The organism is Pantoea sp. WMus005 (assembly GCF_013415305.1).
Lineage (GTDB): Bacteria > Pseudomonadota > Gammaproteobacteria > Enterobacterales > Enterobacteriaceae > Pantoea > Pantoea rara.
Window position 1 is genome coordinate 2,186,631 of the sequence record NZ_JACBXU010000001.1, and the last position, 26,281, is coordinate 2,212,911.

Consider the following 26,281-nt stretch of genomic DNA (forward strand, 5'->3'; position numbering starts at 1 on the left):
CTGAATTGGTCAGACCAAACCACTGTAACGGGGCTTATGGCAACAGATAGTTAATGTATTGTTAACCTGTGGCAACAGAAGTTGTGTGAATTTTCCCGGATTGTGAACCAGAGAAAAATATTGCCTTGATTGGTCTGACCAAAATCAGCGATTCACCCTGGAAAAGCTGCGCTGATAGCTACGCGGATGAAAACGCAAATTCAATCCGATCAGCAGCAATGTGATCGCCGCCTGCAGACCCCAGACGCTGGTAAAGTGGCCGGTGAACGCATGTAACTGTCCCGCGATAAACGGCATGCTACCCGCAATAATAAAGCCAACGCCCTGCATAAAGGCCACAAGCCGTGCGCCAGCCTGGGGCTGCTCCAGATGGTCCAGCGCCAGCACCAGTGCCAGCGGAAACGCGCCACCCAACCCAAAGCCCGCGATCCCCGCCCAGAGCCACGGGGCCAGTTGTGGCGCGAAGAGGAAGCCGAGCATGCCGCTGAATTGCATCACCAGCGTCAATAGCAGCAGCGGACGGCGATCGCGGCCCCGCGCCAGTAACGGCAGTAACAGCGCACCCGTAACCTGACAGCCGATCATCATGCCCAGCAGTGAACCGCCCGCCTGTGCGCTCCAGCCGAGCTGATGATAAAAATCGGGCAGCCAGGCAACACAGATGGCGTAGCCGCCGTTCACCAGACCAAAGCTCAACGCCAGCGTCCAGGCACGGGTTTTTCGCCATAGCGAAGGCATCTCTGCTGCCTCTGTCCGGGCTGCGGGAGGCGTGGTGGTGATAAACAGCCAGAGCAGGATAGCCAGCACAACCGGCAGCGCCCAGCTACTCAGCGCGCCCTGCCAGCCAGAATGCGCACTCAGCCACGGCGAGATCGCCGCGCCAATTCCTCCCCCGCCCATCAGCGCCGCTGCCCACAGTCCGGTTACGCCAGCACTGCGGCTGCCGAAGCGCTGACGGATCAATCCCGGCATCGACATCTGTACAATGCCAATACCAGCCCCACCCGGCACGGCTGTCAGCACCAGCCAGCGTCCGTCAGTGACAAACAGCCGACTCACCAGCGCCAGCAGCAGCAGCAACAACCCGCCCAGAAGCAGTCTGCGCACCGCAAAACGCTGCATCAGCGGGGCACTGATTAACGCAATAGCACCCATCATCATCATCGGCACCGCAGGCAGCAGCGAGGCGGCCAGCGGTGACAGTCCGATGCTCTGCCGTAGCTGGCCAAGTAGCGGGCTGACCGAGGTCATCAGCGGTCGCATATTGAGTCCGGCCAGCACCAGTGCCGCCAGCAGCAGGTTGTTCTCTCTCTTCATCTGAGATCCACACAGTTAAAAGTTGCCAGCCTGACAGCAGTCGCTACTATCTGAAAATGAAATATTACTCTGCCAGGTAGTGGAAAAATGAATCGTCAGCCGATGTTCACCCCTCAGCAACTGCTCAGCTTTGTTGCGGTGTGCGAAACCGCCAGCTTTACCCGCGCCGCCGACCGGGTGCACCTGTCGCAGTCTACCGTCAGCCAGCAGGTGCGGCGCCTGGAGGAGATGATAGGCAAAGAACTGCTGGTGCGATCGTCGCATCAGGTGCAGATCACCGAAGAGGGCGAGAAGCTTTTAGGCTACGCCCGGCGGATTATCGCCCTGAATGGCGAAGCGCACGATGTACTGAGCGATCAATGGCGCGACGGCGTGCTGCGGCTCGGCGTGCCGGAAGATTTCGCCGCGCCTACAGCGGGTCTGCTGGCGCACTTCAGTCGTGACCATCCGCAACTGCGGCTGGATGTGATGAGCGGCATGCAGGTGGAACTGCGACGCGCCTGGCAGCGTGAAGAGCTGGACATCATGCTGATTAAGCAGCCTTACGGCGAGCGTCCGCTGGCATCGCGTCCTGAACCGCTGCTCTGGCTCGACAGCGCAGAGTGGCCCTGCTTTGAGCAGACGCCGGTGCCGCTGGTTTTGTTTCCCCAGCAGGGACTCTATCGCGATGAGGTGTGTCAGACACTGGACACGCTGGGCCGTAGCTGGCGCATTGGTTACAGCAGCGCCAGCCTGGTCGCGCTGGCCGCCGCCAGTTCGCAGGGACTGGGGCTCACATTACTGCCCGCCAGCTGCCGCCTGCCGCAGCACCGGGTACTGGGTACTGAACAGGGGTTGCCGGTGATTGATACCTTTGAACTGGCGCTGTTCTGCCGTCATCCGCAGGATCCGCTGCAGCATGAACTGGCGGCGTCACTGGCAGCATTCGGTCAGCTGCGCTGGCAGTGAGATATCGAATAGTCGTCAGTGGAAAATAACGCAGCAGGGTGAACCCGGGTTTGTCAGATTAAGACCTTGTTCATTTTGCAGGAGCCTCTGATGCCCATTTCCCCTTCACCGAGCCGCCGTGACTTCCTTGGACAAAGCGTTCGCTGGACCGCCGCTGGCGGGTTGCTGGCCGCCGGTCTCGGTCAGCCCAGTGCCGCCACATCCTCACCTTTACCTGCCCTCAATCCCGACCAGCCTGCCGCCCTGCCCCGGCAGGATCACTACCTGCTGCGCAATGTGCGGCTGGAAGAGGGTTTTATCCGCGAGGATGGGGAGATTGTCGCGACACGGACCGGACGTTACGACATCAGCGTGCGCGACGGTAAAATTGACCAGCTGACACCCGCAGGCCAGGGCGACAACGCCCTGCCGTCGTGGGATGCGCATGATGCCCTGCTGCTGCCCGCTACCCAGGATATGCATATCCATCTTGATAAAACCTTCTACGGCGGCCCGTGGCAGGCTCCGCGTCCGCGTCAGGGCAAAACTGTCATGGATATGATTGCGCGCGAACAGGTACTGATTCCGCAACTGCTGCCGCACTCCCAGGCACGCGCCGAAGGATTGATCGCCCTGCTGCACGCCAAAGGCACTTCCCGCGCCCGCAGCCATTGCAACATCGACCCGGTCAGCGGCCTGAAGAGCCTGGAACATTTGCAGGCGGCATTAGCCCGTCACCCCGCCTTTCCCTGCGAGATCGTCGCCTTCCCGCAGCACGGCCTGCTGCACTCGCAGGTCGACGGGCTGATGCGCGAGGCAATGCAGCACGGCGTAGAGTATGTCGGCGGGCTGGATCCCACTAATGTCGATGGTGCGATGGAGAAATCACTGGATGCGATGTTCCAGATTGCACTCGATTACCAGCGCGGCGTGGATATTCATCTGCATGAAACCTCGCCGGCTGGCGTGGCGGCGATTCAGTACATGATTGACACCGTGGCGAAGAATCCGGCGCTAAAAGGCAAAGTAACGCTGAGCCACGGTTTCGCGCTGGCGACCCTGAACGGCAGTGCGCTGGACAAGATGATCGAAGAGCTGTCGGAGCAGCAGTTCAGCATTGCCTCCACGCTGCCCATCGGCAAGCTCACCATGCCAATTCCGCAACTTCAGGCGGCAGGCATAAAGGTCATGACCGGCACCGACAGCGTCATCGATCACTGGTCTCCGTTTGGCACTGGCAGCATGCTGGAAAAAGCGAATCTTTACGCACAGCTCTATCGCGGCTCAGATGAGTTCTCGCTGTCGCGGGCGCTGGCGATCGCCACAGACGATCGGCTGCCGCTCTCTGCCCGGGGTGAACGTCAGTGGCCAGTAACAGGCGATGAAGCGAGTATGATGCTGGTGGCGGCAAGCTGTTCCGCAGAAGCCGTGGCCCGGATCTCTCCCGTCGTCGCGACCTTCTCACGGGGTAAACCGGTTTTTGCGCTGGCATCGGCCTGAAACAGCAGAACTAAAATATGTGTTCAGCGGCGGCCACCTCACATAAAGCAATAGGAGCCACTCCCTGTCGCATCCCCAAAACAACAGAGCCTCCACATGGGAGGCTCTGCATTTACCTGAGCGGAGTGCGTGTTACGCGCTTTTGGCCCATTTATCGTTCGACATTAGTTCCATTGCCAGCGCGTATAAGCGACGATCTTCCTGATCACAGGGCTCATCTTCCGCATAACACGCAATCATCGAAGCGATCTTATCAGCCGATAAGGTCTCTCCGTGAATATGCAGTGTCAGTACGGCGCGGCCTACTATTTTAAGCACATTTTCATGTGGTCCCTGGATGCGATTACTCAATGCAAATACCCTCTACCGGTCGTTGTACCAGGAATATGGCGCGCTAAATATAAAGCAATTAGCTCAGGATTTTTATCGGCACGGAGAGGGATATTTTTTAATGATTAATTTCATTACTGGAGTTATTATTAAGGAATTATCTGATTAACAATGAAATTAATATTTAAAAACGACGACTTATAAAATAATAAATGGCCTTGATAAGTTATCCCTATGATATGAAAACCTTTTCAGCTCGCTAAACGATAAAAAAAAACCACCTTTTAAGAGTAAACTTCAGTCTATTCCTAAGCCCGCCGGTGGATTTAGTTTCATACTGCTAACCATCGAGGTTCCCGTTGCTGTCAGGCGTGCTTTCTGCCAGACTTGCCCCGCAATAATGCCCTACACTTTCAGCCTCAGAGGCCGCGCCCGTGACCGCTTTTTCTACCCTCAATTCGCTTCCCGACAGCCAGCTCGATAACCTGCGCGAGATGGGCTACACCAGCATGACGCCCGTGCAGGCCGCTACGCTGCCCGCCATTCTGCAGGGACGCGACGTGCGCGCGCAGGCAAAAACCGGCAGCGGTAAAACGGCTGCCTTTGGTATTGGTTTACTGCACCATATCGACAGCACCCGCTTTCAGACGCAGGCATTAATCCTCTGTCCGACCCGTGAACTGGCGGATCAGGTGGGCAATGTGCTGCGCCAGCTGGCGCGCTTCACCCGCAACATCAAAGTCCTCACCCTGTGTGGCGGACAACCGATGAGCGCACAGCGTGATTCGCTGGTGCATCCACCGCATATCGTGGTCGGCACGCCTGGCCGTATCCTCGACCACATCAGCCGTGAAAACCTCAAGCTCGACCAGCTCAAAACACTGGTACTGGATGAGGCAGATCGCATGCTGGAGATGGGCTTCCTTAATGATATGGAAACCATCATTGAAGCGACGCCCGCCTCGCGTCAGACGCTGCTCTTTTCCGCTACGTGGCCCGACGGCATTACGGCTATCAGCACCCGCTTCCAGCGTGATGCGCTGAGCGTCGTGACGGAAGATGTCAGCGAACTGCCCTCAATCGACCAGCAGTTCTTTGAAGCCAGCCACAATGAAAAACTGGGTCTGCTCATCGCACTCCTCAGCGATCGTCAGCCTTCATCCTGCGTGGTTTTCTGCAACACTAAACGCGAATGTGATGATGTCGCCGCGGCGCTTAACGCGCGTGATATCAGCGCCCTGCCACTGCATGGCGACCTGGAACAGCGGGATCGCGAACGCGTACTCATCCGCTTCGCAAACGGCAGCGGTCGCGTACTGGTCGCCACCGATGTCGCCGCACGCGGACTCGACATCAAATCGCTGGCAATGGTGGTCAACTACCAGCTCGCCTGGGATCCTGAAATTCACCTGCACCGCATTGGTCGTACCGCACGTGCAGGGGAACAGGGCGTTGCTGTCAGCCTGGTTGCTGCCGATGAGATGGCGCGCGCCCATGCACTGGAAGATTTCCTGCAACAGAAACTGCCGTGGGTCTCTGCCAGCACGCTGAAAAAAGGCAGCAGCAAACCGCTGCCAGCTGCCATGATGACGCTGTGCATTGATGGTGGCCGTAAAGCCAAGATACGTCCGGGAGATATTCTGGGTGCACTGACTGGTGAGGCGGGTTATCGCGCGGATCAGATCGGCAAAATTGTCCTGACCCCGACCCATGCCTACGTGGCGATTGAAGCGAGCCAGGCCAAAGCGGCGCTGGTGAAACTCAAGCAGGGTAAAATCAAAGGCAAAACCTGCCGGGCGATTCTGCTAAAAGACTGAATAAAAACGGGCGAGGTCATGACCTCGCCCGATTTCTTATGGCTCTTCGATTTGTGTCACATGAAGAATAGTTTTATCCCCTTTGCCGTGTACCTTGCCACTGACTCGTACCTTGTCATCCGCGGTGTAGGTTTTACCATCAAAGGTCTTCTTCGGTGCAATGATCGGTAACGTACCGGTGTTGTCGCGGAACTGATAGCGCTCGCCCTGCTCTTTTTTCACGATGTAACCTTCCAGCGTTACATACCCGCCCTGACGGAAATCGCGGATCTGATCAATATGCGTCTGACCAGTATCTTCTGATCCTTTATAACCGGCATCCTGCTTGTGCTGTGGCGGTGGTGTGTCACCCGCTTTGTATCCGCCCTCTTCAGCCGACACACCCGCACTCATCATCACCAGCAACGACGCTAAAATCACTTTTTTCATTTCACACTCCTTTATTGGAAAGGTGTCCATGTTGAACCTTCAGGGTTAAGCCTGGCACAATAATTGGCGTTCGTTTTATTTCACCCTTCTCTTCTCACCTTTTTCCATTTGCTGCCGATAACCTGTTCACACCCTATTTCACCAGCTGCGTTAATGCAGAGGCAACCATGGATAATTTTCAGAAAGAGATTGATGAGAGAGCGAACCTCGCATTATCGAACAAGTTCGAGCTGCTGCTGTTTCGCTTAGGTTCCGATCAGCTGAAAGGCAAATCTGAACTGTTTGGCATTAACGTCTTCAAGCTGCGTGAAATTGTGCCGATGCAGACCATCACTAAAGCTGCGGGTATGAATTCGCCGTTGCTGGGTATGGCCAGTATTCGCGGTCAGTTCATCCCTGTCATCGACCTGCCTGCCGTGGCGGGTTGTGTGCCGGAAACCGGTCTTAACCTGCTGCTGGTCACCGAGTATGCCCGTAATACTCAGGCGTTTGCCGTGGAATCCGTGGATAACATTGTGCGTCTCGACTGGAGCCAGGTCCATACCGCTGAAGCCGGTATCGGCGGCCGGAACATTACCAGCATCGCCTGCCTGGATACAGATAAGCAGGGCAGCGAGCTGGCGATGGTGCTGGACGTTGAGCAAATCCTGTATGACATCATCCCGTCGTCGCGCGGGGTCGAGCCTGAAGCGGCCAAACCGCGCGCCTTCAACTATCGCCCGGGTGCGGTAGCGATTGTGGCAGAAGATTCCAAAGTCGCGCGTCAGCTGCTGGAGCAGGGTCTGAAAAGCATGGGCATTCCGGCGCTGATGTTTAACACCGGCCTGGATGCCTGGGAGAAAATTAAGGTGATAAGCCAGGAAGTGCAGGCTGCAGGCGAGTCGATTCACGACAGAATTGCCATGGTACTGACCGATCTGGAGATGCCAGAGATGGATGGCTTTACCCTGACCCGCAACATTAAGCGTGACCCGATTCTGAAAACGCTGCCGGTCGTGATTCACTCCTCACTCTCTGGCAGCGCTAACGAAGACCACGTGCGTAAAGTGGGTGCCGACGGCTATGTGGCGAAGTTTGAACTGAATGAACTTTCAGACGTGATTTTCAACGTTCTCGAGACTGCGCGCTAAGCGAATGCGGGCCGCTAAGAATGCCCGCCGCGCTTTTTACTTTTTTAAACAGCGGAATCGCTGACCTGACCAGGAACCGACTATGCATATTGAAACTTTACCTGTTGTTACGCCTGCACCTGCTGCCCCTTCTCCTCAAAAGGTATTGCGCGGCCGTTTACGCCAGCTGGCCTGGATTAGCGCAGTGAGTTTAAGCGTCACGTTCTGGGTAGGCCTCTACTTCTTAGTTTTCTGAATCCACTCATGTTTGTCTGGATCGGGCTGTCGGCATCACTGCCGACAGCTCTTTTTTTTGCCTGAATTTCCCATCTGCTCATTTGTTAACCCTTTCTGATGCTTTTCGCTGATTATTTATTCACGCGGCGTTATTACATAAAAATTATTAAAGGTACAACTGCGTGCTCCGATAACTGTATGCGCGAGATCACCTTTTTGCCTGCGGCTGTGACCACAGACATCAGCAAGGCACTGCGCACAACAGCAGGGAACCTGAGCGTTGCGAACAAATTGATTAATAATAAAGCGGGGAAGATAAGATGGTCAGTATCAAGAATATGAAGGTCGGAATGCGGCTCGCAGCAGCCTTCGGTATTATTGTGACGTTACTGATAGTGATTGGCGTAACATCCATTAGCAGAATTAACAGTATTAATGCGGCGATCTCATCGATCGTTGACGATCGCTATGTGAAAGTACGACTGGCATTTGATGTGCGCGATGGCGTCAACGATCAGATCAAATACCTGCGCGGCATGGTGATCGATACGACACGTCCGGAAATGAATGTAAAGCGTTATGGTCAGCTGGATGAAGCTACGCAACGCACCAACCGCGCGATGAAAAAGATCGAAGACATTCAGGTCACAGCGATAGGTAAGAAAAAGATTGCAGGTCTGCTGGAATCTGCCCAGGCGTTTGAGAAAGTTAAAGCCGAGCTGATTACCCTGATCAAAGCGGGCAACGTTGATGCCGCCAGCACCTATGTGCTGAAATCGATGACCGCCACCCAGAATAAATTCCTGCAGGACGCCGTGAATTTTGCCAACTCTCAGGACGCACAGCTGCGCACTGAAGGTCAGGGTATTGTGGAAAATGGTCAGTCTGCCATCTCCATCACACTGATTTTCTCCGCCCTGGCGATTCTGGCCTCTATTATGCTGGGCTACTTCCTGACACGTTCTATTGTGCGTCCGCTGGTTGCAGCAGTGAATGTGGCCGAACGCGTTGCCGCAGGCGATCTGAGCACGCAGATGCAGGTGACCTCGCGTGATGAAACCGGTGTCCTGATGCAGGCGCTGCAGCGGATGAATGATAACCTCCTGTCGATTGTCACCGAAGTGCGTACCGGTTCCGACACCATTGCGGTGGCGTCGAATCAAATCTCCAGCGGTAATCTTGATCTCTCAAGCCGTACCGAGCAGCAGGCGAGTTCGCTGGAAGAGACCGCCTCTGCTATGGAGCAGATGACGTCGACCGTGAAACACAACGCCGACAACGCGCGTGAAGCTAATAACCTGGTGTCGACCACCACCAGCGTAGCGCGTGAGGGTGGCGTGGTGATGGAGCAGGTTATTGAGAAGATGGAAGCAATCGCCCTCTCCTCACGAAAAATTGTTGATATCATCAGTGTTATTGACTCAATCGCCTTCCAGACAAATATTCTGTCCCTGAACGCCGCCGTTGAAGCGGCCCGCGCAGGTGAGCAGGGTCGCGGCTTTGCCGTCGTGGCGAGTGAAGTGCGTAATCTGGCGCAGCGTTCCGCTTCAGCCGCCAAAGAGATTAAGGTTCTGATTGAAGATTCTGTCGCTAAAGTCGATGAAGGCAGCAAGCTGGTGACCCATGCCGGTTCAACCATTGGTGAAGTGGTGAACAGCGTGCAGAGCGTGGCGAATATCATGAGCGAAATCACCATTGCCAGCAGCGAACAGAGCAGCGGCATCAATGAAATCAATCAGGCGATTACTCAGATGGAAGCGGTAACGCAGCAGAACGCCGCGCTGGTACAGGAAGCGTCAGCCGCCTCTCAGGCGCTGCAGGATCAGGCAGAACGTATGGCACAGGCGATGAGCGTGTTTAATACCGGCAAGCTCTCACTGCAACCGGTTCTTCGCTAATCTCCTTCAACGGCCCGCTTCGGCGGGCTTTTTTTTGCCTGATGCCAGACAAAGGAGAGATTACAGGGTATTTACAGTGGGATTAATCAGGGAGGAATGCAGAGGTAAACAGACAGATACATGGGGAAGATTTGGGGTTTGAGCCACGGAAAGACAGAAACAAAAAAGGCCGCCAGAGGCGACCTTTTATTACTGTAAATGCAACAACGCTATAAAGCTCACTAGCCTTTATCAGAGAGCACGAGGCTGGCTCTGAATTGCAATCCTTGCCAGATTCACTTGAATCACAGCAGATTTGCAGAAAATGCATTTCGCTCCATGCGGGTTGGCTCTTGTAACATCAAAATGTGATGTACGAAACTGTGAGCCATTACAGTGAGGACATTTAAAAGTAATTTTCAGTCCTTAGAGACCAACAACGTTCGCAGCAGCTGGGCCTTTGGCGCCATTTTCTACTGTGAATTCAACTTGCTGACCTTCATCTAATGAACGGAAATCGGTGCCCTGGATTGCAGAGAAATGTACGAATACATCTTTGCTGCCGTCTGCAGGAGAAATGAAACCGAAGCCTTTCTCTGCGTTAAACCATTTAACGGTACCGCGAATTTTGTTAGACATGCTTAAATCCTTAATATATCGAGCCTTCCGGCATAATGGCCTGAGAACAGATTTTAATCAGAACGTAAGAGAAGACTCAAAAAGAAGGGATGTCTCGCGACAAACTTAGAGATGAGAACTGCTTTGGTTACTTACTTTGATAGTGTCTGTTAATCAAACCGACAATTCATTAAGCCACACTTCTCACAGTGACGCAAGCCGTAATTCAAATTAATCGCAATCAGCCTGCTGAAGAGAATGAAGCCGGGACACTGCTTCAGAGAAGCGGCTTTGTCTGACAGGGAAGCAATAGCTTCCTGGCAGCGTAAAAAGAGAAGCGGAGACAACATCAGATCAAAAAAGGGCGAGGCCTGAGCCTCGCCCAAAACATGCCGATCATCAATCGTAGTAAGGAACCTTACGGTCAACGCCGTTGATATTGATCAGCACAAAACCCGTTGGCGCGGTCTTATTGGCTGGTGTGCCCGCTGCAGTAGCGAGCGTAACCACCCCTTTTTCATTGGCCCCAATGCCCGCCAGTCCATTGTGCATGCCGAAACGTGCAGCGGGTTTCAGGTTGCCGATTTTGGTGATATCCGTTACCACCGACATATCAGCCTGGAACAACGAGCAGCCACCGGTATCGAAGCGAGTCGGTCCGGTATTCTTCAGGTTGAACATGGTCTCGCCGCTGTTGGCTCTTAACTTGACCCACACTACGGCATAGGTAGTCCCTACCCGGCCATAGCGAATGTCCAGCACCGAAGGCTGTCCCATGAAGTAGGCATCGGCCCAGACCGTCTCCAGTCGCTGCAGGTTGATCAGGGCTTTACCCGTGCCTGGCACATTAACCGGGGAACCGGCGGTGCCGGATGGCGTGGTGGCATCTGCTTTGCCGATCAGCTCCATAACCCATGCCTGATTAGGTGCCGGAAAAAAGAGCTGCCCCAGCCGATACCAGTTATCGGTATCGGTGTTGTTCACCACTTTATAGCCGCTGAAATAGCCGGCGCGCAGCGAACCGCTCATGAACGTGCCGAAGTTCTCATCCCGACGATAGCCATATTCGAAGGTTGATAACCATTTATCACCGACTATGTCATTGGTGATTTTCGACCCGGACTGAAGGTTAATCTGACGCATCATCACGCGAGCATTGTTGAGGTTGAGCGGGGTAGCGCAATCCTCAATGTTAAGCGTATCAATGGTCCAGCCACCATCTGACAGATCCCCTGGGTTGGCCGAATGCTCAATCCAGACGTTGCGCAGGATCCCCTGCGTGACGCGTGGCATGTAGAGCGTGGCATCCCCATAACCCGACTGGAAATTGGCATTACATAACTCAATGGCGGTTGAGTGGTCCCAACTCCCCTTCGCTGCACCTGACCAGCCGATATCAAACACCCGCGAAAAGGTGCTTGAGGTGTAAATCTGATCGAATTTACTGTCGAGTGTATCCTGCAGCTTAAAGACGGTGCCGCCTGTACTTTGCGCCTTGACACAGTAAAGACTGACCACCTGACCGCCAGTGATTGTATTTTCGAAAAACGGCTGCTTGTTGCTGCACTGCTCAGGACTCACCGTCGTTTTAGCTGCAATATTCGCACTGGCCTGCCCGTGCCATGCAATCCCCTGGAGGGCAATCCGGCGCGCCATGACCTTAAATACGGGTTTATCACTTTTGTCAGAAACAATGGTGGTGCGCGGTGACGACCCCTGCTCCATGTCATCCCCTGACAGACCAAAAAATGACAGCTCCGTATCGCTGATATCGATGGGTGAAATCAGGAAGCGGCCGCCAGGAAAACGCACTGGCAAAGATTTCACAAAGGTGTTGTAGGTCTGCGTCCAGGCCAGCATCCGCTTAAAGGCATCAGTATCATCCGTTACGCCATCTCCTTTTGCACCAAAGTGCAGGATATTCACTTCGGTAGGATCGTTGATGGTGCGCTTCCAGTAAAAACCATTGCCCACAGCTACCGTGCCGCCATCATCCTGCGGTGTGGTAGTACTGAGAAAACCAACAAAATCAGCGCCGCCACGAAAGCTGGAATCTTTGTCGTAATAGCGTTTAAGGATGGCGATGTCACCTGATTTTGATGGGGCCGTGGTGCGCAGTTCAGCAAAAGAGTTAACTTCGATCATAGAATCCTCCTCAGGATCATTGAGATTTCGCGCTGATCGTCAGCGCACTACTTAGCCGCAGCCGGATGGCTGCAAAGGGAGTCCCACATGTCGTTGTGGGTGTTGATGGCGCGCACCGTACGAACGTCCATTTTTTGCGCGTCATCGCCGTAGGTATAAAGAGGGGAAAAAAGTACGCAGGCAGAATCGGTGATCGCTACCGGCTCAGGGTTTGTTGTATTTCGACTGCTGCAGCTTGTCGCGAGCAGCAGCGTCATCAAGGCTATGGTTGTCGGTCGCCACACGGTTAGCTTCCTCGCGGTTGTGTTGTTGCTGTTGCGCCACCGCGTTAACGCGGGACGCCTCCTGCTGCGCGTTATCGACGTCAGAACGCGCTTTTTGCTGCACTTTGCCGATTTTCTTGCCGCCGAAATAACTGGCGCACAGCGCCGCAAGGACGCCAGCGAGTGCGGCAAGCCAGTGCCAGCTGCCCCCCAGCAAGGTGGTAATCAGAGTCATGGTTTTGCTCCTTCAGCCTGTTCCTTTGCGTTAAACAGGTTTTTCTGACGAACAAATTGTGCAAGTACCCCCATCGCCACCATGAACGCCCCCACCAGCCCCAGGTAGTTGTGCGGCAAAATAGCTTTAACGTCTTCGGGTAGTGCGCTCCAGGCATCGACGGCGGCGGAAGGAAACGACTGCGCCCAGGCGCTGAGCATGGAACCCAGTGATGCAAGCCACACAGACCAGGTTTTGAAGAGCAGACGGGCATGCGCGACAAACTGCAGAGTGGTAAAGCGCTGCAGCAGCAGGAGAATGATGATCGCCGCCAGCACGGCGACGAGAAACATGAGCCATCTCATAGCAGCCCCCTGTAAATCGCATAGGTTCCGGTACGCATCATCTCTGCGTGACGACGGGCTCGGCCCGGCGTCTGACGCGCCCAGAGGCTGTTCATCATCGCGTCTGCTGCGTCATTAAACTGTTCAGCGCCGATGGCGGTGAGCATGTTTTTGAACTGCAGGACACCCTCGACGCCCAGTTGATACGTCATGCTCAGCAACACATCGGTGCGAGCGTCATTGCACTTCGTCAGCGCATTGCGCAGCAGCTCCCTGCTCTGCATCTCCTGAACTTTGTTTTCAAGAATGCATTGCTTCCAGACATCACCGACGCGCCGTGGCACGCGGAAGGTGTAATTACTCAGCGACGCCCCCTTTGGCCCGATGCGGATGCCGCCCGCCACTGTGGGAAAGCCCAGCGTGTCGAGATAGGGCGTATCCGCATACCCCTCTTCAAAATTCAGTACTGCGATGATCTGGCTCATAACGACTCCTCAATAACGGGTTAAGGCAATTCAGCCTTGTGAAAAGAAATACATAACGCCTGCTGATCATTACCCTGTCCGGTGCAGCAGAAGGCCTTACTGACCCTGCAGCAAAACTGAACAGTAATTCAGCAGATTGCGCCCAGTGGGAACTGGAGATAACGAAGAGTTAGCCGGAACGGAAAAAACCGCTTCCTGCGTGTTTCAGCTCACTGCGTAGAGGTGAACATGCGGAAGACAGCAATTGTCGAAACTGGGTGTTTCCTGACTGGTAACGCGGGGGGCAGTGATTGCGCGATCAACGCGCGGGGCGACCTGACGCTGGCAGATTTGTTCTGCACGTCTCAGGGTAGGTGTTTCAGTTGGGAAGTTCAGGGCCTGGTCGATGCTCTGTTGCAGGCTGCTGAGAGGTTGGCGCCGCCGATGGCGACGAGTACGTGCGTTGCCCATAAAAACGCTTTTGCCATAGTGAATTATCGCCATAACTCCTCCTGTGAATGAGTATTTGGCGATGGGGTGGCAGGCGCGAGCTTTCGGCGAACCGAACGGGCCCGAATGCCGCATATTGCGATCGCACGCTCGCCGCCCGACTGCATCAGCAGTCAGGTGGAAAGTAAGCGAGGGGAAATAAACGGCATCTGACGACGCTGCATTTTGCGCATCCACCCCATCCCAAAGTTCACTGACTTTTGGGTGGTATGATTCGCGCTTGTGCAGCGCCTCAATTGTTTAAGAGCGGGTCATCCCTGGAAAGAACGGCGTCGTTCATCCATATCCAAATTATTAACAGGTTCTTATGCTTTATCAAACACTGTTGGTTAATTTTTTATTTACCGCTGGTTAAATTTATGAATTTATGCCGATTATTTTTTTGCAGGCCTCCTGCGAAAAATGCCAGAAGCGGCCTTAGCCGAGGATTTGATAGTGGCGCGCCTGGCTCATAATCACTTTTGCCAGCACCTTCAGGCTGGTGACGTCATCATGATTAAGATACCAGGTTTCATACCGTTTATTGTCTGATATTACAGCAATTTTCTTATGCTGGAGCTGTAGACGCTTGAGGTAGAGTTGCTCATCGAGGGTAAAAATATAGATGCCGTCACCGTCGAACATCCGCACGCTGATGTCTACAAACAGCTGATCGCGCGGTGCAAAGGTGTCGGCCATAGAGTCACTGTTGATTGCGATTAACCGGATGTTTTCTGCCGGCCGACCGTTGAACAGCACACGCGCCTCATCCAGACCATATTCGATCGCCTGGATGGTCTCGACAAACTCATCACGCGCGGGCATGCCCGCAGCGCTGCGCTGACCAATGTCGAGACTATCAACCCGAAACACATTCTTATGGCCGGTAAGTGGACTTAACGTCACCGGCTCAGCAGGTTGTTCCATACCGTACTGCAGCCACTCAACCCTGACACCCAGCAGCTGGCTGAGTGCCAGTAAATTGCCGCCATCAGGGACTGACTGCGCGTTAAACCACTTCCACACTCCCGGCGTTGAAATTTTGCAGCCTTGCTGCTGGAGGGCCCTGGCAACCTGTTTGTTTCGTCCATGTCCGACAATGCCGGCACTCTCACAGGCCGCTATCAGCCTGGCAGTGAAAGCTTGTCTTGTACTTTCTTTTTTAACCATTAGTTAATAATCAGCCATAGAAGAGATACTGGATGTTATTTTCATTATTGCTACCAGTTCATTTTATATTACCGCTCGTTTACTACCTAACCGCTTTATCAAGCATTTCTAATTACCATTATCCGCTTCAGCCTGCGGCTGACCAAAAAATATTGTCTCAGGCCGCATACAGCCCCGGCTTTCAGGAATGTTCCGTAAAAAATTGCGTGAATATAAGCCAGCTTAATGGCCAGCAGTGGCTGGTATAGAACGGAAATTAATCAGATTCGCAGAAAACTCTACCTTTTACTGGCCCGGAAAATAGCGCTAAAAAAAACGGGAGTCTGTGAAAGACTCCCGCTTTGTTAAAAATTATTGTCGTTATGAGCGGAGCGTATCGTCGCCCCAGGCAATCCATTTATAGGTGGTCAGCGCCTCTAATCCCATCGGTCCACGGGCGTGCAGTTTCTGGGTACTGACCGCCACTTCAGCGCCCAGGCCGAACTGCCCGCCATCGGTAAAGCGGGTGCTGGCATTGACATAGACGGCTGAGGAGTCGACCTGACGGACAAACCGCGCGGCGTTGCGGGTGTTGCGTGTCAGAATCGCATCTGAGTGCTGAGTGCCGTGCGTACGGATGTGATCGATTGCCTCATCCATATCCGCCACTAATTTCACATTAAGATCCAGCGACAGCCACTCATCATTGTACTGCTCCGGATTAACCGGTTTGACCGGCGACGGACCCTGCTGCAGCTGCGCCAGTACGTTGCTGTCAGCATGCAGCGCGATTCCTTCCTGCGCCATACGCGCGCTGAAAGCAGGCAGGAAACGTTCGGCCATCGCCTGGTCCACCAGCAGCGTTTCCAGTGAGTTACAGGCGCTGGGACGCTGTTTCTTGGCGTTGACGATCAGTTCGAGTGCTGGTTCGATTTCCATCGTCTCATCAATGTAGATGTGACAGACGCCGATGCCGCCGGTAATCACAGGAATGGTCGAGTTTTCCCGGCACAGCTTGTGCAGGCCAGCTCCGCCACGCGGGATCAGCATATCGACGTAGCGATCCAGCTTTAGTAGCTGATTCACCAGCTCGCGATCCGGATTTTCAATCGCCTGCACAATCGCTTCCGGTAAACCATGCTGCTTCAGCGCGTTCTGAATCACCCGGACGGTGGCCGCGTTAGTGCGCCAGGTCTCTTTGCCGCCACGCAGAATAGCGGCGTTGCCGGTTTTCAGGCACAGGCTGGCGACATCCACAGTGACGTTAGGACGGGCCTCGTAAATCACCGCGACAACCCCCAGCGGCACGCGACGACGTTCAATACGCAGGCCGCTGTCGAGCTGGCCGCCATCGATTAACTGCCCCACCGGATCGGCCAGCTGGCAAACCTGCCGCACATCGCTGGCGATGCTGCTGAGGCGTTGCGGATTGAGTGTTAATCGATCTAACAGCGCGGCGCTCATGCCGTTCTGCCGCGCATCGGCTAAATCCAGTTCATTCGCCGCCAGAATGTCTGCGCTTTCCGCCTCAAGACGGTCGGCAATGGTCATCAGAACCTGATTCTTTTCTGCCGTCGACAGATCGGCCACGGTGTACGCTGCGGCACGTGCCGCTTTTCCCATCTCTTCAAGCATTGTCCGCTCCTTAACTGACGATCATGTCGTCGCGGTGAACCGCCACCGGGCCATATTCATATCCCAGGATCTCGCTGATCTGCTGGCTATGATGACCGGCAATCATCCGCATCGCATCGCTGTTGTAGCGTGAAACGCCGTGAGCGATATCCCGCCCCTGCAGACTGCGAATACGGATCACTTCGCCGCGCGAGAAATTCCCCTGGATCGCCCGGATCCCTTTCGGCAGCAGCGAACTGCCGCGCTCGATGATGGCTGCCAGTGCACCGTCATCGACGGTGATTTCACCCGCCGGTGGCGCACCGAAAATCCAGCGTTTACGGTTTTCCAGCGGCGATTGCTGCGCATGGAAGCGCGTGCCAACCGACCTGCCGTCAATTACATCGCTGATCACACCGCTGCGGCTGCCCGAGGCGATGATCACATCAATACCGGCACGGCAGGCAACATCCGCCGCCTGAAGCTTGGTCGACATACCGCCGGTACCAAGTCCGGAGACACTGTCACCCGCCAGGGCGCGCAACGCATCATCAATCACATGCACGTCACTGATCAGCTCAGCCTCAGGATTGTTACGCGGATCGGCGGTGAAGAGTCCCTGCTGATCGGTCAGCAGCAGCAGCTTGTCGGCCCCGCCGAGCATCGCCGCCAGCGCAGAGAGATTGTCGTTGTCGCCCACTTTGATTTCAGCGGTGGCAACGGCATCGTTCTCATTGATCACCGGCACAATGTGGTTATCCAGCAGCGCACGCAGCGTGTCACGGGCGTTCAGGAAACGTTCGCGATCTTCCATATCAGCACGGGTCAGCAACATCTGGCCAATATGGATACCGTAGATAGAAAAGAGCTGTTCCCACAGCTGGATCAGACGGCTCTGCCCCACCGCAGCCAGCAGCTGCTTTGAGGCGATGGTCGGTGGCAGTTCGGGGTAGCCCAGATGTTCACGTCCGGCGGCCATTGCGCCAGAGGTAACGATCACAATGCGGTGGCCTGCGGCATGCTGCTGCGCACACTGACGAACCAGTTCCACCATGTGCGCCCTGTTCAACCGACGAGACCCGCCGGTGAGAACGCTGGTACCCAACTTGACCACTAAGGTCTGACTGCCACTCATATTTCCTGCCGTAGTGAAAAATTTTTACGAAAGGACGTTTTAACAGGAGTCGATAAGGAAGCCAACAGCCAGCGGGGGAAAAGCACGAATTTACGCAGACAAGGGCGTAGACCAAAAGTTCAGCGTTAACAAGAAATCAGGAAAAGTGTCATAAAAAGTTCATCGCCGCCGGGTAAAAAGTCCGTGTTTTACAAAAACTTTCATTTTTTTACGGCGTTCACATTGGGATTGATAGCAAATGAAGAAAAGCACACTGGCACTGCTCCTCTCCACGCTGACGCTGGCTTCTGCCGCGCAGGCTGCCGAAATCTATAACAAAGATGGCAACAAACTGGACTTATACGGCAAAGTTAAAGCTGAGCATTACATCAGTGATAATGCCAGCCAGGATGGAGACAAGTCCTACACCCGTATCGGCTTTAAGGGACAGACACAAATTAACGACCTGATGACCGGTTACGGTCAGTGGGAATATCAGTACAACGTTAACAACTCCGAAGGCAGTGACGCCAATAACGGCAACAAAACCCGTCTTGGTTTTGCCGGTCTGAAATTCTCTCAGTACGGTTCGGTGGATTACGGCCGTAACTACGGCGTGCTGTATGACGTGGAAGCCTGGACCGATGTGTTCCCGGAATTCGGCGGTGACGGTACTGCCCGTTCTGATAACTTTATGACCCAGCGCGCCACCGGCGTCGCGACTTACCGCAACAACAACTTCTTTGGTCTGGTCGATGGCCTGAAGTTTGCACTGCAGTATCAGGGCAAAAATGACGCGACCAGCGCCAATACCCGTACTGACATTAACCGTCAGAATGGTGACGGTTATGGTGCCTCACTCGGTTATGCGCTGGGTGATTCCGGTGTGAGCCTGATGAGTGCCATCACCTCATCTGACCGCACCAACCAGCAGCAGGCACGCGCCTATGGCGGCGGTGACCGTGCGGATTCCTGGGGCGCAGGCGTGAAGTATGATGCCAACAGCGTCTACCTGGCCGCAATCTACACCGATACCCGCAACATGACACCCATCAGCGGCACCAACCGTAACACTGGTGCTACCGTCGCGGGCGCAGCCAACAAAGCGCAGAATATCGAACTGGTGGCGCAGTATCAGTTTGATTTCGGCCTGCGTCCGTCAATCGGCTACGTACAGACCAAGGGCAAAGATATTGAAAACGGTATCGGCGATGCGGATCTGGTGAAATATATCGATGTGGGCGCGACCTACTACTTCAACAAAAATATGTCCGCCTTCGTTGATTACAAAATCAACCAGCTGGATGATGACAACGCGCTGTCGATTAACAACGATGACATTGTCGCGATGGGTGTAACTTACCAGTTCTGATTTCAGGCTTATGCCGCACAGCATAAGCGAAAGAATGTGTGAGCGTAACAGTAAAAAAGGGCGAGTGTTTCCACTCGCCCTTTTTACGCTTTTTTAACCGACCCACCCTATCAGGCGCTCAGCTTTACCGGTTTCTCATCGAAATCGCTGGCTGGGATCAGATCCAGCTCGAACTCTTTCAGCATCGCTTTCAGACGGGTATGGAAATTACGTAAGGTCTCTTCCACGCGCGCCGTGTTCTCTTTGCCTTTGATGTTTGCCACCGACCAGTCACCCTCTTTATCGAACAGGCCGATATGGTAGACATAGGTAAAGTGGTCAGCCTGCGCTTCCAGCTCCATCCACCAGCCCCAGAACTCGCGCAGTTCCGGTGCCGGTTTCACATTAACGCAGGCAGCCAGGCAGTCGAAGAAGAACCGGGTTTCGCCACATTTCCCATCGCGAATATAAGGCCCAAGCTCCGTAAAGCGCTTAAGCAGGCGACTGCGGGGATGACCACTTGGTAACGTCATGCTGAATCTCCATAGATTTTGACCGCTATACAGCCCTGATTTTCCGGACGGCCAGGTGATGTCATGTTTCGCTTAACGACAGCCCGGAAGAATTCCGCTACTAGTTGTAGCAAATACTGTAAATTTTGCCAGTTACCTTTTTAAACGCTTCTCCAGCCAGTCGCAAATTTCATTCAGCGCCTTGTCAAAACTGGCCATCATCGGCTTCACCGGAATCAGCAGCGCTTTACCGTCTGAGGAAGAGTTCGCGATCAGCTTGCTCTCCTCTTCCGGGCTGAAGAGATCGTTCTGCCAGTAGCCCGACAGCATCGGCGTTGGCGTCCGGCGGCCGAGCAAGCCCTGAGTTTTAAGCGAATACCGGTTGAGTTCGGTGCGCAGCGCGCTGTCAGAGGCCGTTGCCATGCCCAGCCGGCTCGCCAGCATATCCATATACATATCCGGGATCTCATCCTGCAACGCCGTCTGCGTCAGCAGCGCATGCACAATCGGACCAAGACAGGCCACGCCGCGCAGCCGCTGCGATTCCAGATAGGCCAGTCGCACGGCGACGTTCGCGCCAAAGCGATACCCCAATGCCGCCACGCGGGTATGGTCGATCCAGGGCACGTTTGTCAGATCGCGCAGCACCTGCTGATGCAGAAAACTGGTGTCCTGATTCAGTGTCCATTTCACTGAGTAACCCACGGAGGGCACATCAATGGTCAGCATCGCAATGCCGCGGGGCGCAAGGTAGTCATGAAACAGACGGTAGTGATCGCTCTGTAACGAGTCGAGTGCGCCGCAAAAAAGCACGGTGGGATAAGGCGCTTCAACATCAGGCGGCATATGCAGAAAACCGCTGACCGGGCTGCCGCCAGGGATGGCAAAGGTCAGGAGTTTCAGCTCGCCGGGTAATCGCTGCGTTGCCTCTTCATAGGCGCGGTTAGCCAGTGTCTGTGCCTGGTCGGCCAGCTCATCACCTTTTATATAGGGATAAGCAGCGACGCTATAAAGATGCGCTGCGTGCAGCCAGGAGTCGCCCGCCTCGCTGTCGTCGATCGCCTCCAGTGCTTTCTGCTGCCAGAATCCCGCTTGTTTGCACCATTCGAAATGCCAGTTGCCACCGCGGAAACCGATCACGGTGTCGAGCAGCGAGTCATCCGTATGTTCAACGTTGCTGATGGCGATACGCGCCAGCACCTCGCTAATCTCCTGGGGCGTCAGGCCGCGCCACGTCCACATCAGCTTATTCAGCATGCGATACCAGCCACGCTGGCTGTCACCATCCAGGGCAGAGTGGACATCCGGGGTTGCATGATGATGACGGCGAACCAGGGAAGAGGTTTCGGGATGTTTAAAGCGCGGCTTGAACAGCTCCTCGCTGAGATTTTTGCTCGACATACTCGCTTCTCCTGCAACAGAACGGCAATGGCTAAGTGTACTGTACGGCCATTCAGGGCGCGAGGCTCAGAAAGCACAACGCCCGGAAAACCGGGCGTTGTCTGATGTGTATCAATCAGTTTTTTACAATTGGCGGGATGTAGACCACACCCATATCCCACGGCTGTTCGATCCAGGTATCCTGCGGGATATCGACAATATAGTCATCAACCAGTGAGCGACCGGCTGGTTTAGCGAAAATGGTGCAGAAACGCGCTTTCGGGTACATCTCACGAATCGCCTGCGCGGTACCGCCGGTATCAACCAGGTCATCGATTACGATAAAGCCTTCGCCGTCGCCTTCTGCGCGCTTAAGAACTTTCATTTCGCGCTGATGATCGTGGTCATAGCTGGAGATGCAGACGGTATCCACGTAGCGGATACCCAGTTCACGTGCCAGCAGCGAAGCCGGTACCAGACCGCCGCGGCTCACCGCGATAATGCCTTTCCACTGTTCAACAGGCAGCAGGCGCTGGGCCAGTTTACGGGCATGGATTTGAAGCATGTCCCAGGTAACGACGTATTTTTCGCTCATAAATAGAAATCCCAGCCAACCAAGGTGGCGTAAAAATGTGCAACGGGGAAAAGGTTGCGCGAGATTATAAGGAGTTGACGCACTAAAAACCAGCACCCGGGCGCTGGTTGCGGCTTTTTAGCGCGTCTGAGAGCGCACCCGGTAAAAAACAGTGATATTCTCAGGCCTGGCTCGTCAGATTCTCTGACGGCGATTTTTCACTGGAAACTCGCGATGTCCGGCCTCGCCGGTACACTGACACAGGAGACCTGTCGTGTCTGAATTGTCTCAACTCTCTCCACAGCCGCTGTGGGATATTTTCGCTAAGATCTGCTCGATTCCCCATCCCTCTTTTCACGAAGAAGCGCTGGCGAACTACATTACTGGCTGGGCTAAAGAGCAAGGCTTCTGGTGTGAGCGCGATCAGGTCGGCAACATCCTGATTCGTAAGCCCGCCACCGCAGGCATGGAAAACCGTACCCCGGTTGCGCTGCAGGCGCATCTGGATATGGTACCGCAGAAAAATAACGACACCGTTCATGACTTCACCAAAGATCCGATTCAGCCGTGGATTGACGGCGAGTGGGTGAAAGCGCGCGGCACCACGCTGGGCGCGGACAACGGCATCGGTATGGCTTCTGCGCTGGCGGTGCTGGCTGATAACAGCCTGACGCATGGCCCGCTGGAAGTGCTGCTGACTATGACTGAAGAGACCGGCATGGATGGCGCTTTCGGTCTGCAACCTGACTGGCTGCAGGCTGAAATTCTGATCAACACCGACTCCGAAGAAGAAGGTGAGATCTACATGGGTTGTGCAGGCGGTATCGACTTCGTCACCACCCTGCCGCTGACCCGTGAAGCCGTGCCTGCTGAGTTCCAGACCCTGAAGCTGACGCTGAAAGGACTGCGAGGCGGTCATTCCGGTGCCGATATTCATATGGGCCTCGGCAACGCCAACAAACTGCTGGCGCGTTTCCTGGCGGCCCATGCGGCTGAACTGGATCTGCGTCTGCTGGCGTTCAGCGGCGGTACGCTGCGTAACGCAATTCCACGTGAGGCCTTCGCGACCGTCGCCGTCGAAAGCCACAAAGCGGATGCGCTGAAATCAGCGGCGGCGCACTTCCTGAGCGCCATCAAAAACGAGCACGGTATCAAAGAGCCGAACATTGCCCTGGTTACCGAGCCGCTGGCGCATCAGGGTGATGCCCTGAGCACCGACAGCCGCGATCGCTTCCTGAACCTGCTTAACAGCACGCCAAACGGCGTGATCCGCAATTCAGACGTGGCGAAAGGCGTGGTCGAAACGTCACTGAACATCGGTGTGGTGACGATGGAAGCCGATCACGCAGAGATCAACTGCCTGATTCGTTCGCTGATCGACACCGGCCGCGATTATGTGGTGCAGATGCTGACCTCGCTGGGCCAGCTGGCCGGCGCGCAGACCAAAGCGAAAGGCGGCTACCCAGGCTGGCAGCCGGACGCGGACTCCGCCATCATGGCGCTGACCCGTCAGACCTATATCGCGCTGTTTGATAAGACCCCGAACATTCAGGTGATTCACGCCGGTCTGGAGTGTGGTCTGTTCAAAAAGCCTTATCCGGACATGGATATGGTTTCGATTGGGCCGACTATCACCGGGCCGCACTCGCCTGATGAGCAGGTTCACATCGAAAGCGTGGGTCTTTACTGGAAACTGCTGACCACCCTGCTGAATGTGGTGCCAGAAAAGTAATTCTGTCACAAAAAAAGTAAACCAGGCTCCGGCCTGGTTTTTTTATGCCTGTGATTTCTCACCAGCATAATTCGCTACCTTTTTCGTGCTTTCCCCTACTATTCCGCCACGTTCCCGCGCTTCGCTGGTCACAGCCGCCATTATGTCCAGATGTCTGGATGGCTAATAAGATTTCGTGCTAGCTTATGCGCTTTCGGCTGTTGCCGCGCCTGAAGGTTCAGGAAAAAATGCGGCCAGTGTTTCTTCAGGAGAGTCATCACATGCCAGGGTTAAACTGCCTTGAGATGCGTAACATCTCCATCGCTTTTGGCGGGTTTGCCGCGCTATCGTCGGTGGATTTCCGCATTGAGGGTCATTCGGTTCATGCGCTGACCGGCGCTAACGGCGCGGGCAAGTCCACACTGATGGCGATCCTTTCCGGCGCGCACAGCCACTACAGCGGCGAGATCCTGCTGGACGGTGAGCCGGTCTCTATCCGTACGCCGCGTGATGCCAGACAGCTGGGTATCCATCTGGTTCAGCAGGAAGTGGATGTCGCCCTGGTGCCGCAGCTTAGCGTGGCGGAAAACATTCTGCTGGATCGGCTGGCAGAGCCCGGCCACCGCTATCGCTGGGGTGAGATTCGCCGCCAGGCACAGACCTTGCTGGCTCAGCTCGACGTGGCGCTGGACGTCAACCGGCTGGTGGAGCGCTGCACTCTGGCTGAAAAGCAGCAAATTCTGCTGGCGCGGGCGCTGTCTCATCACTGCCGCTTCCTGATTCTCGACGAACCCACAGCCCCGCTGGATCAGCACGAAAGCGAGCGGCTGTTTGCCGTGGTGCGTCGTCTTAAGGCCAGCGGTATCGGCGTGGTGTTTATCTCTCACCGTATCCATGAACTCAACGCGATCTGCGACCAGCTGACGGTGCTGCGTGATGGCCGGTTAATCGAAACCGGCCCGATGGCGGCACTAAGCGGTGAACAGATCGTGGAGAAGATGCTGGGCCATCAGCTAACCGATATCTTTCCGGCCCGCCGTGAACAGCAGGCACAGCCGCTGCTGCTGGCGGTGGAAGGACTGCACGATGAGCAGCTGCTGCAGGATATCTCGCTGCGGCTGCACAAAGGCGAAATTCTGGGCATCGCAGGTCTGGCTGGCGCCGGCAAAACCGAACTCTGCAAAGCGCTGTTTGGTGCCAGCAAAAGCCGCGTCAGTCGCGGTGAACTGCACGGTCAGCGCTGGCAGCCCCGTTCGCCACACGACTCCGTCAGTCGCCGCATGGCGCTGGTACCGGAAGAGCGGCGCAAAGAGGGGATCTTTATTGATGAGTCGGTCGCGATGAACCTCAGCGTCAGCGCGGACGACAGCTTTTCGCGCTGGAGCCTGTTCGGGCATCGCCAGGCGTGGCGCTGGGCAGAGCAGATTATTCAGCAATTGCAGGTGCGCACCACCGGCCCGTCACAGACACTGCGACGCCTTTCCGGCGGCAACCAGCAGAAGGTGGCGATTGGCAAATGGCTGCGTAACAACGCTGACGTGCTGATTTTCGATGAGCCAACCAAAGGCGTCGATATCAAAGCCAAAACCGAGCTGTTCACCCTGATCGACAACCTGGCGCGCGAGGGTAAAGGCATCATCTACGCGTCAGGTGAATTTTCTGAACTGGTCGGCTTATGCGACCGGATTTGCGTGCTCTGGGATGGACGCATTGTGGCCGAACTGGCTGCCTGCGACGTCACCGAAGAGACGCTTTTGCTCTATTCCACCGGAGGAACCCCTGCGTGAGCAGCAAAGAAACCAGCCTGAACCTGACTCCCTCGCCGTGGCGTCACCAGTTGTTCGACTTTCTCTATAAATGGGGCATGTTGCTTACGGTGGTGATTCTGATCGCCGCCTTTGGCCTGGCCTCCGACAGCTTCCTTGAACCCAATAACATCATCAATATTCTGCGATCCATTGCCATTGTTACGGTGATTGCGATCGGCGTCTCGATCTCGCTGACCGTCGGTGGCTTCGATCTGTCGGTCGGCTCAACCGCTTCACTGGCCAATGCGTTAGTGATTTCGCTGTTTGTCTGGTACGGCTTCGGCACCACCACCGCGATCCTGATTACCCTGGCGCTCTGCACGCTGGTCGGGCTGTTTAACGCCTTCCTGATTGTGATCCTGCGCATCCCCGACATGCTGGCGACGCTGGCGACGCTGTTTGTGATTCAGGGTGTGGCGATGACCTACAGCTTTGGCGGATCGATCACCGAGAACATGGTGCTGCCGAGCGGTGATATGGCGGAAGGCACCCTTCCGGCGACGTTTGGCCTGCTTGGCCAGGTGCCGACGATAGTTATCATCATGCTGGTGGTGACGGTCGTCGCGCAGCTGGCGTTGTCCCTGACCAAACACGGTCGGCGGATGTACGCGCTGGGTGGCAATCCGGAAGCGGCGCGCCTCTCCGGCATCCGCACCACACGCTACCGGGTGCTGGCCTATGTGATCGCCTCACTGCTGGCCGGTCTGGGCGGCATCCTGCTCGCCTCGCGTATCGGTTCATCACAGGTCAATGCCGGTAGCGGCTACCTGATGGATGCCGTCGCGGCGGCGTGGATTGGCTTCTCACTGGCAGGCTCCGGCAAACCCAATGCGCTGGGCACGCTGGTCGGCGCGGTTATTCTCGGCGTGCTGCAGAACGGCCTGGTGATGCTCTCTGTTCCCTACTACGCCATGGACATTATTAAAGGGCTGGTGCTGGCTTTAGCACTGGCGATCACCTATATCCAGCGCCGCTGAGGCGCAATGAC

The 26,281-nt window shown here is 55.2% G+C and carries 25 protein-coding genes; 10 read left to right on the forward strand and 15 right to left on the reverse strand.

Features of this window, described 5'->3' with window-relative positions; genetic code table 11:
* Nucleotides 1-144: 144 nt before the first annotated feature.
* Nucleotides 145-1,317 carry a cyanate transporter gene (locus tag HZZ01_RS10075; protein WP_179896885.1) on the reverse strand — a complete coding sequence of 391 codons (1,173 nt, stop codon included), beginning with the start codon at nucleotides 1,315-1,317 and terminating at the stop codon, nucleotides 145-147.
* 87 nt (nucleotides 1,318-1,404) lie between these two features.
* Between HZZ01_RS10075 and HZZ01_RS10080 the strand changes: the two genes are divergently transcribed.
* From HZZ01_RS10080 to dbpA, 3 genes are all read left to right on the forward strand, one after another.
* A complete protein-coding gene (locus tag HZZ01_RS10080; RefSeq protein ID WP_179896886.1) occupies nucleotides 1,405-2,265 on the forward strand; it encodes a LysR family transcriptional regulator in 861 nt (286 codons plus the stop codon).
* A 90-nt stretch (nucleotides 2,266-2,355) separates the two neighbouring features.
* Nucleotides 2,356-3,744, forward strand: a complete 1,389-nt coding sequence (locus tag HZZ01_RS10085) for an amidohydrolase (protein WP_179896889.1) — start codon at nucleotides 2,356-2,358, stop codon at nucleotides 3,742-3,744.
* Between the two features lie 764 nt (nucleotides 3,745-4,508).
* On the forward strand, nucleotides 4,509-5,891 hold the full coding sequence (gene dbpA / locus HZZ01_RS10090; RefSeq protein WP_179896891.1) for an ATP-dependent RNA helicase DbpA: 1,383 nt from the start codon (nucleotides 4,509-4,511) through the stop codon (nucleotides 5,889-5,891).
* Nucleotides 5,892-5,927: 36 nt separating this feature from the next.
* Here the strand turns inward: dbpA and HZZ01_RS10095 are convergent, their stop codons facing one another.
* A complete protein-coding gene (locus tag HZZ01_RS10095; protein ID WP_179896893.1) occupies nucleotides 5,928-6,320 on the reverse strand; it encodes a YgiW/YdeI family stress tolerance OB fold protein in 393 nt (130 codons plus the stop codon).
* Nucleotides 6,321-6,487: 167 nt separating this feature from the next.
* Between HZZ01_RS10095 and HZZ01_RS10100 the strand changes: the two genes are divergently transcribed.
* The 3 genes from HZZ01_RS10100 (at nucleotide 6,488) to HZZ01_RS10110 (ending at nucleotide 9,564) form a co-directional block, all read left to right on the forward strand.
* Nucleotides 6,488-7,450: a chemotaxis protein gene (locus HZZ01_RS10100; RefSeq protein ID WP_179896895.1), complete on the forward strand. Its 963-nt coding sequence runs from the start codon at nucleotides 6,488-6,490 to the stop codon at nucleotides 7,448-7,450.
* Nucleotides 7,451-7,532: 82 nt separating this feature from the next.
* Nucleotides 7,533-7,685, forward strand: coding sequence for a hypothetical protein (locus tag HZZ01_RS10105; protein WP_179896898.1), 153 nt, complete (start codon nucleotides 7,533-7,535; stop codon nucleotides 7,683-7,685).
* Between the two features lie 301 nt (nucleotides 7,686-7,986).
* On the forward strand, nucleotides 7,987-9,564 hold the full coding sequence (locus HZZ01_RS10110; protein ID WP_179896900.1) for a methyl-accepting chemotaxis protein: 1,578 nt from the start codon (nucleotides 7,987-7,989) through the stop codon (nucleotides 9,562-9,564).
* A 231-nt stretch (nucleotides 9,565-9,795) separates the two neighbouring features.
* Here HZZ01_RS10110 and HZZ01_RS20975 read toward each other — a convergent pair whose 3' ends face one another.
* The 10 genes from HZZ01_RS20975 to proB form a co-directional block, all read right to left on the reverse strand.
* Nucleotides 9,796-9,966, reverse strand: a complete 171-nt coding sequence (locus HZZ01_RS20975) for a cold-shock protein (protein ID WP_136197472.1) — start codon at nucleotides 9,964-9,966, stop codon at nucleotides 9,796-9,798.
* A 3-nt stretch (nucleotides 9,967-9,969) separates the two neighbouring features.
* Nucleotides 9,970-10,182, reverse strand: coding sequence for an RNA chaperone/antiterminator CspA (gene cspA, locus HZZ01_RS10115; protein ID WP_003854408.1), 213 nt, complete (start codon nucleotides 10,180-10,182; stop codon nucleotides 9,970-9,972).
* Between the two features lie 378 nt (nucleotides 10,183-10,560).
* Nucleotides 10,561-12,306 carry a glycosyl hydrolase family 28-related protein gene (locus HZZ01_RS10120; RefSeq protein ID WP_179896902.1) on the reverse strand — a complete coding sequence of 582 codons (1,746 nt, stop codon included), beginning with the start codon at nucleotides 12,304-12,306 and terminating at the stop codon, nucleotides 10,561-10,563.
* A 204-nt stretch (nucleotides 12,307-12,510) separates the two neighbouring features.
* Nucleotides 12,511-12,804, reverse strand: coding sequence for a hypothetical protein (locus HZZ01_RS10125; RefSeq protein WP_179896904.1), 294 nt, complete (start codon nucleotides 12,802-12,804; stop codon nucleotides 12,511-12,513).
* A complete protein-coding gene (locus HZZ01_RS10130; RefSeq protein ID WP_179896906.1) occupies nucleotides 12,801-13,148 on the reverse strand; it encodes a hypothetical protein in 348 nt (115 codons plus the stop codon). Before HZZ01_RS10130 ends, HZZ01_RS10125 begins: the two co-directional genes overlap by 4 nt.
* The gene (locus HZZ01_RS10135; RefSeq protein ID WP_179896908.1) at nucleotides 13,145-13,612 is read right to left on the reverse strand and encodes a glycoside hydrolase family protein; all 468 of its coding nucleotides are present in this window, start codon (nucleotides 13,610-13,612) and stop codon (nucleotides 13,145-13,147) included. The genes HZZ01_RS10130 and HZZ01_RS10135 overlap by 4 nt, the downstream gene beginning before the upstream one ends.
* A gap of 204 nt (nucleotides 13,613-13,816) precedes the next feature.
* Nucleotides 13,817-14,095, reverse strand: a complete 279-nt coding sequence (locus tag HZZ01_RS21175) for a hypothetical protein (RefSeq protein ID WP_313536323.1) — start codon at nucleotides 14,093-14,095, stop codon at nucleotides 13,817-13,819.
* Nucleotides 14,096-14,518: 423 nt separating this feature from the next.
* Nucleotides 14,519-15,250, reverse strand: a complete 732-nt coding sequence (locus HZZ01_RS10140; RefSeq protein ID WP_179896910.1) for a S24 family peptidase — start codon at nucleotides 15,248-15,250, stop codon at nucleotides 14,519-14,521.
* 360 nt (nucleotides 15,251-15,610) lie between these two features.
* Nucleotides 15,611-16,864 (reverse strand): glutamate-5-semialdehyde dehydrogenase, encoded by a 1,254-nt coding sequence (proA, locus tag HZZ01_RS10145; protein WP_179896912.1) that lies wholly within the window; start codon nucleotides 16,862-16,864, stop codon nucleotides 15,611-15,613.
* Nucleotides 16,865-16,874: 10 nt separating this feature from the next.
* Nucleotides 16,875-17,978 (reverse strand): glutamate 5-kinase, encoded by a 1,104-nt coding sequence (gene proB / locus HZZ01_RS10150; protein WP_179896914.1) that lies wholly within the window; start codon nucleotides 17,976-17,978, stop codon nucleotides 16,875-16,877.
* A 238-nt stretch (nucleotides 17,979-18,216) separates the two neighbouring features.
* Here proB and ompC point away from each other — a divergent pair, with 238 nt between their 5' ends.
* On the forward strand, nucleotides 18,217-19,329 hold the full coding sequence (gene ompC, locus HZZ01_RS10155; RefSeq protein ID WP_179896916.1) for a porin OmpC: 1,113 nt from the start codon (nucleotides 18,217-18,219) through the stop codon (nucleotides 19,327-19,329).
* 110 nt (nucleotides 19,330-19,439) lie between these two features.
* Here ompC and crl read toward each other — a convergent pair whose 3' ends face one another.
* The 3 genes from crl to gpt form a co-directional block, all read right to left on the reverse strand.
* Complete coding sequence (gene crl / locus HZZ01_RS10160; RefSeq protein WP_179896918.1) at nucleotides 19,440-19,841, reverse strand: sigma factor-binding protein Crl; 402 nt, start codon at nucleotides 19,839-19,841, stop codon at nucleotides 19,440-19,442.
* Between the two features lie 132 nt (nucleotides 19,842-19,973).
* Nucleotides 19,974-21,221, reverse strand: coding sequence for an esterase FrsA (gene frsA / locus HZZ01_RS10165; protein WP_179896920.1), 1,248 nt, complete (start codon nucleotides 21,219-21,221; stop codon nucleotides 19,974-19,976).
* A 115-nt stretch (nucleotides 21,222-21,336) separates the two neighbouring features.
* Nucleotides 21,337-21,795, reverse strand: a complete 459-nt coding sequence (gene gpt / locus HZZ01_RS10170; RefSeq protein WP_031590376.1) for a xanthine phosphoribosyltransferase — start codon at nucleotides 21,793-21,795, stop codon at nucleotides 21,337-21,339.
* A gap of 253 nt (nucleotides 21,796-22,048) precedes the next feature.
* Here gpt and pepD point away from each other — a divergent pair, with 253 nt between their 5' ends.
* The 3 genes from pepD (at nucleotide 22,049) to HZZ01_RS10185 (ending at nucleotide 26,270) form a co-directional block, all read left to right on the forward strand.
* Nucleotides 22,049-23,506 carry a beta-Ala-His dipeptidase gene (gene pepD / locus HZZ01_RS10175; RefSeq protein WP_179896923.1) on the forward strand — a complete coding sequence of 486 codons (1,458 nt, stop codon included), beginning with the start codon at nucleotides 22,049-22,051 and terminating at the stop codon, nucleotides 23,504-23,506.
* Between the two features lie 260 nt (nucleotides 23,507-23,766).
* Entirely contained in the window at nucleotides 23,767-25,272 is a 1,506-nt protein-coding gene (locus HZZ01_RS10180; RefSeq protein WP_179896925.1) for a sugar ABC transporter ATP-binding protein, read from the forward strand.
* Entirely contained in the window at nucleotides 25,269-26,270 is a 1,002-nt protein-coding gene (locus tag HZZ01_RS10185; protein ID WP_179896926.1) for an ABC transporter permease, read from the forward strand. Before HZZ01_RS10180 ends, HZZ01_RS10185 begins: the two co-directional genes overlap by 4 nt.
* The last annotated feature ends 11 nt before the right edge of the window (nucleotides 26,271-26,281 follow it).